The sequence below is a fragment of the Bradyrhizobium sp. USDA 4473 genome (assembly GCF_054063335.1).
Map to the genome: position 1 here is coordinate 2342557 of NZ_JBSSGE010000001.1, position 12346 is coordinate 2354902.

Genomic DNA, 12346 nt, shown 5'->3' on the forward strand with positions numbered 1-12346 from the left:
CTATCGCGCCTTTACGCCCTCCGAAATTTACGCCTTGGCCGGCGCCTTCGGCCAATATTTGTCGCGCAGGTGCCGCTTCACCAACTTTCCGGTCGGCGTGCGCGGCAGCTCCTGCTCGAAATCGATACTCCTGGGGCATTTGATCGGCGACAGGTGCTGGCGGCAGAACGCGATCAGCTCGGCCTCGAGCGCCTTGCCGGCCCTGCCCATGTCGTGCGGCTGCACCACGGCCTTGACCTCCTCGCCCATCTCCTCGTTCGGCACGCCGAACACCGCGACATCGGAGACCGCCGGATGCGTGATCAGCACGTCCTCGGTCTCCTGCGGATAGATGTTCACGCCGCCGGAGATGATCATGTAGCTCTTGCGGTCGGTCAGATAGAGGAAGCCCTCTTCGTCGAGATAGCCGACGTCGCCGAGCGTCGACCAGCCCCTGGCGTTGTAGGCCTTCTTCGTCTTCTCGGGATCGTTGTGATAGGAGAACGCGGGCGCATCGGCAAAATAGACCTGGCCGATCTGGCCGGTCGGCAGCTCCTGCTCGTTCTCGTCGAGGATCTTGACCTTGCCGACCACGGCGCGGCCGACCGTGCCGCGATGGGTCAGCCATTGCTGCGAGGTCGAGACCGTGACGCCGTTGCCTTCGGAGCCGGCATAATACTCGATCAGGATCGGTCCCCACCAATCGATCATCTTCGCTTTCACGTCGACCGGGCAGGGCGCCGCGGCGTGGATCGCGCCCTTCAGCGAGGAGACGTTGTAGCGGGTGCGCACCTCGTCGGGCAGCTTCAGCATGCGAACGAACATGGTCGGCACCAGTTGCGACTGCGTCACCTTGTGGGTCTCGACCTGCTTCAGGAATTCCTCGGCGTCGAAATGCTCCATGATGACGGACGTGCCGCCGAGCACCGTCGCCATCATGTTGAAGCGCAAGGGAGCCGCGTGATAGAGCGGCGCCGGCGACAGATAGATAGAGTCGGCGTTCATGCCGCACATGTCGGCGGTGAGAATCCGCAGGAACGGGTTCGGCTCGTCGATCCGGTTGCCCTCGAACTGCTTCTTGATGCCCTTGGGCCGGCCGGTGGTGCCGGAGGAATACAGCATGTCGTAGCCGGCGACCTCGTCGGCAATGGGCGTGGTCGGCTGCGCGGCGGCCTCCTTGTCGTAGGAGCGGAAGCCCGGCGCCGGCTCGTCCATCATGTAGAACAGCGGTTCGCCGGGTCCGCCCTTGATCAGGCCCTTCACCTTGTCGGCGCATTGCGGCGTGGTGATGAAAACCTTGGCGCCGCAATCTTTGATGATGTAGGCGATCTCCTCTTCGGTCAGATAGCGGCTGATCGCGGTGTAATACAGCCCCGAGCGCTGCGCGGCCCAGCAGATCTCCATGAAGGCGAGCCGGTTTTCCATCAGCAGCGCGATGTGGTCGCCGGGCTTCAGGCCGAGCGAGCGGAACAGATGCGCGCCCTGGTTCGAGAGCTCGGTCGAGCTCGCGATAGGTGATCGCCTTGCCGGATGACGCCATCTGGTAGGCGATCTTGTTCGGATGGTTACGCGCGTGGATGGACGGATGGGTCATTGCGTTTCCTCAAGGCGCGAATGGCGAGTAGCGAATGGCGAATAGGGAAGGGTGCAGCACCTTCCGCCTACTCGCTATTCGCTACTCGCCATTCGCTATTGGCTTTTTCTTTTTGTTACAGCCGCTCGACGATCGTCACGTTGGCCATGCCGCCGCCTTCGCACATGGTCTGCAAACCGTAGCGCTTGTTGCGCTGCTTCAGCGCATGTAGCAGCGTCGTCATCAGCTTGGTGCCGCTGCCGCCGAGCGGATGGCCGAGCGCGATCGCGCCGCCATTGACGTTGAGCCTCGCCGGATCGGCGCCGGTGGTCTTCAGCCACGCGGTCGGCACCGAGGCGAACGCCTCGTTGACCTCGAACAGGTCGATGTCGTCGATGGTCATGCCGGCCTTCTTCAGCGCGCGCTGGGTTGCCGGCAGCGGCGCTTCCAGCATGATCACGGGATCGCCGCCGATCATGGTCATGTGATGGATGCGCGCCATCGGCGTGAGGCCGAGCGCCTTGAGGCCCTTCTCGTTGACCACCATGACGCCGGAGGCGCCGTCGCAGATCTGGCTGGCGCTGGCCGCGGTCAGCTTGCCGTTCTCGGCGATCAGCTTGACGCCCTTGATGCCGTCGAGGCTGACGTCGAAGCGGATGCCTTCGTCGATGTGGTGGGTATCGGTCGAGCCGTCGGCGCGGGTGATTTGCACCGGCACGATCTCGTCCTTGAAGGCGCCCGCTTGTGTCGCCGCGATCGCGCGCTGATGGCTGCCAAAGGAGAATTCGTCGAGCTCATCCTTCGACAGGCCGTACTTCTCGGCCATCATCTCCGCGCCGGTGAACTGGCTGAACACGATGTTGGGATATTTCGCCTCGATGCCCGGGCTCTTGTAATGGCCGAAGCCGTTCTTGGCGGGCAGCGAGGAGGCGAGGCCCATCGGCACGCGGGTCATCGATTCCACACCGGCGGCGATCACGCAGTCCATGGTGCCAGACATCACCGCCTGCGCCGCGAAGTGCAGCGCCTGCTGCGAGGAACCGCATTGGCGGTCGATCGAGGTCGCCGGCACGCTCTCCGGCAGCTTCGAGGCCATCACAGCGTTGCGCGCGATGTTGGTGGATTGCTCGCCGGTCTGCATCACGCAGCCCATGATCACGTCCTCGACCTGCGCGGGGTCGACGCCGGTGCGGTCGACCAGCGCGTTGAGCACGGTCGCGGCCAGATCGGCCGGATGCCAGCCGGCGAGACGCCCTCCCTTGCGGCCGCCCGCGGTGCGAGCGGCGGCGACGATATAGGCCTCGGCCATGTCTGATCTCCCTGATGTTTCCGGATTGGGGTTTGTAAGTTGGGCCGGATTTAAGGGACGGCTCAGCATTTAGTCAATCAATCAATTAACTCTTGAGTGCAGCCCCGCCATGGGCTTATGTGCGGCCTCGATTGAACGTCGAGCAGATCGAGCCAAGATCGAGCCGAGACGGGCTCGGGACACAGAGCGGGATCAGAGCGCAGTTGAATACCAGCGTACCGACGAAACTTCCGGCCGGCAAAAATGCCACCGCGGACAAGCTATTGGTCGCAGCCAGCGAGCTGATGATTGAGCGCGCCTCGATCGAGGTCTCGCTATCCGACATCGCGCAAAAGTCGGGCGTCAACGCAGCGCTGGTGAAATATCATTTCGGCAACAAGGACGGGCTGTTGCTGGCGCTCTTGGCGCGCGACGCCGCCACCGAGATGTCGCAGCTCGAATATCTCATCAGCCAGCCGATCACGCCGTCCGCGAAGCTGCGGCTGCATATCGGCGGCATCATCCGCGCCTATCACCAGTTCCCCTATATGAACCGGCTGATCCATTATCTGCTGCACGAGAGCTCGCAGGAGGCCGCGGACGAGGTGTCGAAATTCTTCGTCGCGCCGCTGCTGGATTTCCATCGCCGGCTACTCGCCGAAGGCGTCAAGGCCGGCGAATTCCGCAAGATCGATCCGGTGCTGTTCTACACCAGCCTGATCGGCGCCTGCGATCATCTGTTCTTCGGCCGCCACGCGATGTCGCGCGCGGTCGGCGTCGGTCCGGTCACCGACGAGGTCTGCCGCGAATACATCAAGCACATGGAAGCCTTGATCTTCGGCGGCGTGCTGGAAGCGAAAGAATTGCGGATGGCGAATAGCGAGTAGCGAATGGGGAGAGGTCATCTCTTCCACTCGCCATTCGCTACTCACCATTCGCCATAACCAAGTCTAGAGAAGAAACGCCCAAGGAAAGGTTATTCCGATGCAGTTGAAAGACGTTGCCGTTCTCATCACCGGCGGTGGCTCCGGCCTTGGTGCCGCAACCGCGCGCGCCATGGCCGCCAAGGGCGCCAGGATCGGCGTGATCGACCAGAACAAGGAAAACGCCGAGAAGGTCGCCGCCGAGGTGAAGGGCGTCGCCCTGCATGCCGACGTCACCGACGAGGACGCGATCAAGGCTGCGATCGCCAAGGCCGAGGCGGCGCACGGCATCGCGCGCGTCTTGATGAACTGCGCCGGCATCGGCGGCTCGCAGCGCATCGTCGGCAAGGACGGCGTCTATCCGCTGGCGAAGTTCGTCCGCATCATCAACGTCAACCTGATCGGCACCTTCAACGTGCTGCGCCTGTTTGCCGAGCGGCTGGCCACCGAAGCCCCGATCGGCGAGGAGCGCGGCGTCGCCATCAACACCGCATCGGTTGCGGCCTATGAGGGCCAGATCGGTCAGATCGCCTATTCCGCCTCCAAGGGCGGCGTCGTCGGCCTCACGCTGCCGGCCGCGCGCGACCTCGCCAGCCTGAAGATCCGCGTCAACACCATCGCGCCGGGCCTGTTCCTGACGCCGCTGCTGATGGGTCTCAACGAGGAAGCGCGCAAGAGCCTGGGCGCACAGGTGCCGCATCCGGCCCGCCTCGGCGACGCCTCGGAGTACGGCAACCTCGCCGTCCACATCGTCGAGAACCCGATGCTCAACGGCGAGACCATCCGCCTCGACGGCGCCATCCGCATGGCCCCGCGCTAGCGCAGGCGCCGCTCTTCTTTCCCTTCTCCCCCTGTGGGAGAAGGTGGCGCGGACGCAGTCCGCGACGGATGAGGGGTTCTCTCCCCGGAGACAGACCCCTCACCCAATCGAATGCAAAGCTGACAGCGAACATGCCCTCTCCCACAAGGGGAGAGGGCGCAGCAACGAGCATCGCGTTCGCTGAACGGGCGGGAGCAGGAAGTGACGAATCCGCTGCTGATCGAACATCACGACGGGGTCGATTGGGTCACGCTCAATCGCCCCGAGAGCCTCAACGCGCTCGATCCCGCGCTGATCGATGCGCTCAATAGCTACTTCCAGGGCCTGCAGCGCAATCGTGACACCCGCGTCGTGGTGCTGAAGGGCGCCGGTCCGAATTTCTGCGCCGGGCTCGACCTCAAGCACGCGATGGCCCGTCGCGGTGGGCAGACCGAGCCGCCCGGCGTCACCGAGTCGCTGGACTCGCAGCGCCGCATTGCCGACATCGTGATGCTGATGCGGCGCTGTCCGCAGCCGATCATCGCGCTGGTGCAGGGCGCGGCGGCCGGCGGCGGTTTTGCGCTGGCGCTCGCCGCCGACATCCGCATCGCGGCGACAAACGCGCGGATGAATTGCGCCTTCATCAAGCTCGGCCTCGGCGGCTGCGACATCGGCACCAGCTATTTCCTGCCGCGCCTCGTCGGTGTGTCGGTGGCATCGGAGCTGATCCTCACCGGGCGCTTCATCCATGCCGATCGCGCGCTTGCCGTCGGCCTGGTGTCCGAGGTGGTCGAGGTCGCCGATCTCGATGCCGCGGCCAATCCTTATGTCGAGGCGATGATGACGGCCTCGCCGGTCGGTCTGCGTCTGTCGAAGGAATGCATCAACATGAGCGTCAATGCCGGCTCGATCGAGGCCGTGATTGCGATGGAGGATCGCAACCAGGTGCTGTGCAGCCGCTCGGAAGATTTTCAGGAAGGCATCAGGGCCTTCCTTGAGAAACGAAAGCCTGTCTATATCAGGCGCTGATAAAAAGTCCGCAAAGGACAAGAAATTCCGGGAGACGCAAAATGGATGGAGACGCGGCGATGCTGACGAAACCTGGCTTTCGCAAGGTGGATTGGCTCGCACGTGACATCGCGGTCGAGCGGCGTGCCGACGGCACCGTCATCCTGAAGTCGCGGATTCCGCTGCAAGCCTACGAGACGCACATCCCGGCCTATCTCGCCAAATGGGCGACGCAGGCGCCGGAGCGGATCTGGCTCGCGCAACGCGGCGGTCCTGATCGGCAGTGGCGCAAGGTCTCCTATGGCGAAGCCAAGCGCACCGTCGATGCGCTGACGCAAGGCCTGCTCGATCTCGGCGTTGGTGACGGCCGGCCCGTCGCGATCCTGTCCGGCAATTCGATCGAGCACGCGCTGATGACGCAGGCTGCGATGCAAGCGCGGCTGCCGGCCGCGCCGGTGTCGCCGGCCTATTCGCTGATGAGCCAGGATCATCTCAAGCTCAAATACCTGTTCAACCTGATCAAGCCTGCCGTCGTGATGGTGCAGGATGGCCCGGCTTTCGAGAAGGCGCTCAGGGCGCTCGATCTCACCGGCATCACGGTGGTTCACGTGCTGCGCCCCTGCGAAGACATCAAGAGCGTGGCATTTGCCGATCTCGCGGCTGCGACGGTGACGGCCGATGTCGAGGCGTCGATCGCGAAGATCACGCCTGCGACCACAGGCAAGCTGCTGTTCACGTCGGGCTCGACCGGCATGCCCAAGGCCGTCATCAACACCCAGCAGATGATGTGCGCCAACGCGGCGATGATGATGCAGGTGCGGCCGCGCGAAACCAATGGCCCGATCCCGACTGTGCTCGACTGGATGCCGTGGAATCACACCATGGGCGGCAACGCCGCATTCAATCCGGTGCTGGTCGATGGTGGCACGCTCTATATCGACGACGGCCGGCCGATGCCGGGCCAGCTCGAGGAGACCATCAGAAATCTGCGCGAGGTTTCGCCGACCTATTACGCCAACGTGCCGGCCGGCTATGCCGCGCTCGCTTCCGCCATGGAGAAGGACGAGGCGCTGTGCGCGAGCTTCTTCAAGAACCTCTCGATCATGGCCTATGGCGGCGCGCGGCTGCCCGACGATCTCTACGACCGCATGCAGGCGCTGGCGGTGAAGACGACAGGCGAGCGCATCGTGTTCTACACCGGCTGGGGTTCGACCGAGACCGCACCGACCTCGACCGGCACCTATTGGGACACCGAGCGCGTCGGCCTGATCGGCCTGCCGTTCCCCGGCGTCGAGCTGAAGATGGTGCCGTGCGGCGCCAAATACGAATTGCGGCTGCGCGGCGTCAACGTCGCGCCCGGCTATTTCGGCCAGCCCGATCTCACCGCGAAGATGTTCGACGAGGAAGGCTTCTACTGCATCGGCGATGCCGGCGTGTTCGTCGATCCCGACGATCCGTTGCAGGGCATCATCTTTGCCGGCCGCGTGGTCGAGGACTTCAAGCTGACCACCGGCACTTTCGTCCATGTCGGCTCGCTACGTACCGATGCGATCGCGGCCGCGACGCCGGTCGTGCATGACGCGCTGGTTGCGGGGCAGGATCGTGAGTTCATCGGCCTGTTGTGCTGGCCGAACCTGCACGCCTGCCGCCAGCTCGTCGGCAATGCGGACGCGAGCTACGAGGACGTGGTCCGGCATCCCGAGGTGGTCGCGCGCCTCAAGAACGGTTTGCAGGCGCACAATGCGTCGACCACCGGCAGCAGCATGCGGATCGCGCGGGCGATGCTGATGGCAGAACCGCCGTCGATCGACGGCAACGAGCTCACCGACAAGGGCTACATCAACCAGCGCGCCGGCCTCGAGCGTCGCGCCGCACTGGTGGAGAGGCTGTATGCCGGCAAGCCCGGCGACGACGTGATCGTGTTGTGATGAAGCTCTCTCAACACGTCATTCCGGGATGCGCCGAAGGCGCAGGCCCGGAATCCATTAAGCCGCATGATCTGCGGCTCGATGGATTCCGGGCTCGCGCTTCGCGCGCCCCGGAATGACGGCCAATTGAAACGACAAGGACCGAGAAGGTAACGCCATGAATTTCGATTTCTCCGACGAACAGAAGCAGATGCGCGACGAGGCGCGGAAGTTCCTCAGCGAGCAGTGCCCGCCGAAGGCCGTGCGCGAGGTGCTCGACGGCAAGGCGCCCTACAACAAGTCGCTGTGGAAGGGCCTCGCCGAGATGGGCTTCCTCGGGGTTGCGATCCCCGAACAGTTCGGCGGCGCGGGCGCCGGCCATCTCGAGCTCTGCGTGATCGCCGAGGAAATGGGCCGCGCGCTGGCGCCGGTGCCGTTCTCGTCCACGGTCTATCTCGCCGCCGAAGCGATCCTGATCGCGGGCAGTGACGCGCAGAAGCAGAAGTGGCTGCCGAAGATCGCCTCGGGCGACGCGATCGGCACGCTGGCGCTGTTCGAGGGTAAGGGCAATCCGTCGCCGAAGGCGATCAAGCTCACGGCCAATGGCGGCGTGCTCAACGGCGTCAAGAAGCCCGTGCCGGATGGCGCGATCGCCGATTTCGCTGTTGTCGCTGCGCGCACCGGCTCAGCCGGACGCGAGTCCGATATCGCGCTGTTCATCGTCGATCTCAAGGCCGGCGGCATCGAGGTCAGGTCGTTGACCAACATCGATCTCACCCGTGGCCAGGCCGAGATCACCTTCAAGGACGCCAAGGCCGAGCCGCTCGGCGCGGCCGGCGAGGGCTGGAGCGTCATCACCCAGGTGCTGGATCGTGCGGCCGTGTTGATGGCGTTCGAGCAGGTCGGCGGTGCCGACCGCGCGCTGGAGATGGGCCGCGACTACGCGCTCGATCGTATCGCGTTCGGCCGTCCGATCGGCTCGTTCCAGGCGGTCAAGCACATGCTGGCCGACATGTATGTGTCGGCGACGCTGGCGCGCTCGAATTGCTACTACGGCGCCTGGGCACTCTCGACCAATGCCGCCGAATTGCCGGAAGCGGCAGCCGCCGCGCGCATCAGCGCGACGCAGGCGTTCCAGCACTGCGCCAAGAACAACATCCAGGTGCATGGCGGCATGGGCTTCACCTGGGAGTTCGACTGCCACATGTACTACCGCCGCGCCAATGCGGTGGCGCTCGGGCTCGGCAGCCTGTCCTATTGGGAAGACGCGCTGATCGATCGCATGCGCAAGAAGAACGCGGCGTAACAGTTGGTGATTTGTAGGATGGGTAGAGCGCAGCGAAACCCATCATGACGCGGGTGGTCCAAGAGATGGGTTTCGCTTCGCTCGACCCATCCTACGACACCGGCGAAGGATGACAGACCATGAATTTCGACGACACCCCGCAGGAGGCCGCATTCCGCGCCGAGGCGAAAGCCTGGATCGCGGCCAATGCGCCGAAGCAATATGAGGACGAACTGCGCAAGGCCTCGCTCGGCCGCGTTGCGCTCACGGGCGCCAACATTCTCGAAGTGGCAAAAGCCTGGCAGAAGAAGAAGGCCGACGCCGGCTGGGCCTGCCTGCACTGGCCGAAGGAGTATGGCGGCCGCGGCGCCTCGCCGATCGAGCGCGTGATCTGGCAGCAGGAGGAGGGTCCGTTCGGCCGCCTGAGCTCGATGTTCATCATCGGCCACGGCATGTGCGGCCCGACCATGATGGCGTTTGCCGGCGAGGAGCAGAAACGCACCTATCTGCCGCCGCTCGCCTCCGGCGAGAAGATCTGGTGCCAGCTGTTCTCGGAGCCCGCCGGCGGCTCCGACGTCGCCGGCCTGCGCACCCGCGCCGAGAAGCACGGCGACGAATGGGTGATCAACGGCCAGAAGATCTGGACCTCGGGCGCGCACTACTCCGACTACGGCATTTTGCTGACCCGCACCGATCCGACCGTGCCGAAGCACAAGGGCCTCACCATGTTCTTCCTGGACATGAAGAGCCCGGGCGTCGAGGTGCGGCCAATCAAGCAGGCGAGCGGGGCGTCGGACTTCAACGAGGTCTATTTCACCGACGTGCGGATTCCGGACGCGCAGCGGCTCGGCAATGTCAATGACGGCTGGAACGTGTCGCTGACCACGCTGATGAACGAGCGCATGTCGATCGGCGCCGGCGTCTCGACCGGCTTCCCCGAGCTGTTCGACTTCTGCAACAGCCTGATGCTGGAGGATGGCCCCGCGATCGAGAACCGCGCGGTGCGCTCCAAGCTCGCCAATTGGGCGGTGAAGGCGAGCGGGCTGAAATACACCAGCATGCGCGCGATCTCCGCACTCTCTCGTGGCGAACGCCCGGGACCGGAGAACTCGATCGGCAAGCTGGTCGCCGGCTCGATGATCCAGGACGTCGCGACCTACGCGCTCGACCTGCAGGGCGCCGCCGGCGCCTTGAGCGGATCCGAGGATGCCGAGGTCACCGGCAAATTCCAGGCGATGCTGCTGCGTGCGCCCGGCACCCGCGTCGAAGGCGGCACCGACGAGATCATGCGCAACATCATCGCCGAGCGCGTGCTCGGTCTGCCCGGCGACATCCGGGTCGACAAGGACGTTCCCTTCAACAAGATCCCGACCAAGGGAAGAAACTAGCCGTCATTCCGGGGCGGCGCGCAGCGCCGAACCCGGAATCCGGAGATTGTGGATCGAAATTCCGGATTCACGCTTCGCGTGCCCCGGAATGACAAAAAAAAGAGGTTCGCCATGAATTTCGATGACACGCCGCAGGAAGCCGAATTCCGCGCCATCGCCCGCAAATGGATCGCCGCCAACGCGCCGAAGGAGTTCGAGGAGGAGCTGTCAAAGTCGTCGCTCGGCCGCATCCGGCTCGCCAAGCACGACATGGTCGAGGTCGGCAAGGCCTGGCAGAAGAAGAAAGCCGAGGGCGGCTGGGCCTGCCTGCACTGGCCGAAGGAATATGGCGGCCGCGGCGCCACCCCGATCGAGCGCGTGATCTGGCAGCAGGAAGAAGGCGTCTACGGCAAATTGACCCAGCCGTTCCAGATCGGCGAGGGCATGTGCGGCCCGACTGTGATGGCCTGGGGCTCTGAGGAGGCCAAGCGGCGCTATCTGCCGAAGCTCGCCTCCGGCGAGGAGATCTGGTGCCAGCTGTTCTCGGAGCCGTCGGCCGGCTCCGACGTCGCGGGTCTGCGCACCCGCGCCGAGAAGAAGGGCGACAATTGGGTCGTCAACGGCCAGAAGATCTGGACCTCGGGCGCGCATTACTCCGACTACGGCCTGTTGATCGCGCGCACCGATCCCAATGTGCCCAAGCACAAGGGCCTCACGATGTTCTTCCTCGACATGAAGAGCCCCGGCGTCGAGGTGCGCCCGATCAAGCAGGCCAACGGCATGCAGGAGTTCAACGAGGTCTATTTCACCGACGTCGTGATCCCGGACAGCCAGCGCCTCGGCGCGGTCGGCGAGGGCTGGAGCGTGTCGCTGACGACGCTGATGAACGAGCGCATGTCGATCGGCGCGCGGCTCGCCACCGGCGTGCCCGAGATGTTCGAGTTCTGCTCCAATCTGATGCTGGAAGACGGCCTTGCGATCGACGATCCGGCGGTGCGATCCAAGCTCGCGAGCTGGGCGGTGAAGGCGAGCGGGCTGAAATATACCAGCTACCGCGCGATCTCGGCGCTCTCGAAGGGCGAGCGTCCGGGTCCGGAAAACTCCATCGGCAAGCTGGTCTCCGGCCTGATGCTGCAGGACATCGCGACCTACGCGATGGATCTGGAAGGCGCGGCGGGCAGCCTCACCGGCACCGATGAGGAGCAGGCCAACGGCCAGTTCCAGCAGATGCTCTTGTCGTCGCCCTCGATGCGCATCGCCGGCGGCACCGACGAGATCCTGCGCAACATCATCGCCGAGCGCGTGCTGGGTCTGCCCGGCGACATTCGGGTCGACAAGGACGTGCCCTACAACAAGATCCTGACCAAGGGGCGGGGCTAGTCGTCATTCCGGGGCACGCGAAGCGTGAACCCGGAATCTCGAGATTCCGGGTTCGATGCTTCGCATCGCCCCGGAATGACGAAAAAAGGAGAACAGCATGGACGCGAAAACACCCGGCGCGCGTTACGCGACCGAAGACCGCATCGGCGCGCTCGAGGAGTTGCTCAACGAGCGCTACTCGGTGCGCGCGTTCCAGCCGCGCGAGGTACCGCGCGAGACGATCGAACATGTGCTCGCGACCGCGCAGCGCACCGCGTCCTGGTGCAACAGCCAGCCCTGGCAGGTGCTGATCGTCTCCGGCGAAGCCAAGGAGCGGTTCCGCAAGGCGATCTACGCCGAGGCCTCGCGCGGCCTTGGCGATGATTATGATTTCACGCCGCCGCGCGAATATGTCGGGGTGTATCTGGAGCGCCGCCGCGAAAGCGGCTTCCAGCTCTACAACACGCTGGGCATCGCGCGCGGCGACAGAGCGGCGTATGCCAAGCAGGCGCTGGAGAACTACAATTTCTTCGGCGCGCCGCACATTGCCGTGATCCATACCAATGAGCCGCTCGGCATCTATGGCGCGGTCGACTGCGGCGGCTATGTCTCGAACTTCATGCTGGCCGCGCAGGCGCTCGGGCTTGGCACCATTCCGCAGGCCGCGATCGCGCGCCATTCCGGCCTGATCCGCCGCCATTTCAACCTGGCCGATGACCGCCGGGTTGTCTGCGGCATCTCGTTCGGCTATGCGGATCATGCGCACAAGGTGAACAGCTACCGCACCTCGCGCGCGACCGTGGCGGATACTGTCACATTTGTGGATGTATAATTTTCCCCAAGGCGGGGCGCTTCCTC

9 protein-coding genes and 1 pseudogene are annotated in these 12346 nt (G+C 64.5%); 8 read left to right on the top strand and 2 right to left on the bottom strand.

The window, feature by feature from the left end:
• Window positions 1–27: 27 nt before the first annotated feature.
• Window positions 28–1573 (bottom strand): annotated as a pseudogene (locus tag ACVW17_RS10910) (acyl-CoA synthetase).
• A 115-nt stretch (window positions 1574–1688) separates the two neighbouring features.
• A complete protein-coding gene (locus ACVW17_RS10915; protein ID WP_456751889.1) occupies window positions 1689–2861 on the bottom strand; it encodes an acetyl-CoA C-acetyltransferase in 1173 nt (390 codons plus the stop codon).
• 203 nt (window positions 2862–3064) lie between these two features.
• On the opposite strand from ACVW17_RS10915, the gene ACVW17_RS10920 reads away from it, so the two are divergent.
• From ACVW17_RS10920 to ACVW17_RS10955, 8 genes are all read left to right on the top strand, one after another.
• On the top strand, window positions 3065–3727 hold the full coding sequence (locus tag ACVW17_RS10920) for a TetR family transcriptional regulator (RefSeq protein ID WP_456751890.1): 663 nt from the start codon (window positions 3065–3067) through the stop codon (window positions 3725–3727).
• Between the two features lie 97 nt (window positions 3728–3824).
• Window positions 3825–4583, top strand: coding sequence for an SDR family NAD(P)-dependent oxidoreductase (locus ACVW17_RS10925; RefSeq protein WP_456751891.1), 759 nt, complete (start codon window positions 3825–3827; stop codon window positions 4581–4583).
• A gap of 201 nt (window positions 4584–4784) precedes the next feature.
• Complete coding sequence (locus tag ACVW17_RS10930; RefSeq protein WP_456751892.1) at window positions 4785–5591, top strand: enoyl-CoA hydratase/isomerase family protein; 807 nt, start codon at window positions 4785–4787, stop codon at window positions 5589–5591.
• Between the two features lie 41 nt (window positions 5592–5632).
• Window positions 5633–7498, top strand: a complete 1866-nt coding sequence (locus tag ACVW17_RS10935; RefSeq protein ID WP_456751893.1) for an AMP-binding protein — start codon at window positions 5633–5635, stop codon at window positions 7496–7498.
• Window positions 7499–7655: 157 nt separating this feature from the next.
• Window positions 7656–8783 carry an acyl-CoA dehydrogenase family protein gene (locus tag ACVW17_RS10940; protein ID WP_456751894.1) on the top strand — a complete coding sequence of 376 codons (1128 nt, stop codon included), beginning with the start codon at window positions 7656–7658 and terminating at the stop codon, window positions 8781–8783.
• Between the two features lie 119 nt (window positions 8784–8902).
• Complete coding sequence (locus ACVW17_RS10945) at window positions 8903–10150, top strand: acyl-CoA dehydrogenase (protein ID WP_456797104.1); 1248 nt, start codon at window positions 8903–8905, stop codon at window positions 10148–10150.
• A gap of 111 nt (window positions 10151–10261) precedes the next feature.
• Window positions 10262–11509: an acyl-CoA dehydrogenase gene (locus ACVW17_RS10950; protein ID WP_456797105.1), complete on the top strand. Its 1248-nt coding sequence runs from the start codon at window positions 10262–10264 to the stop codon at window positions 11507–11509.
• A gap of 97 nt (window positions 11510–11606) precedes the next feature.
• Window positions 11607–12320, top strand: coding sequence for a nitroreductase (locus ACVW17_RS10955; RefSeq protein ID WP_456797106.1), 714 nt, complete (start codon window positions 11607–11609; stop codon window positions 12318–12320).
• Window positions 12321–12346 lie beyond the last annotated feature (26 nt).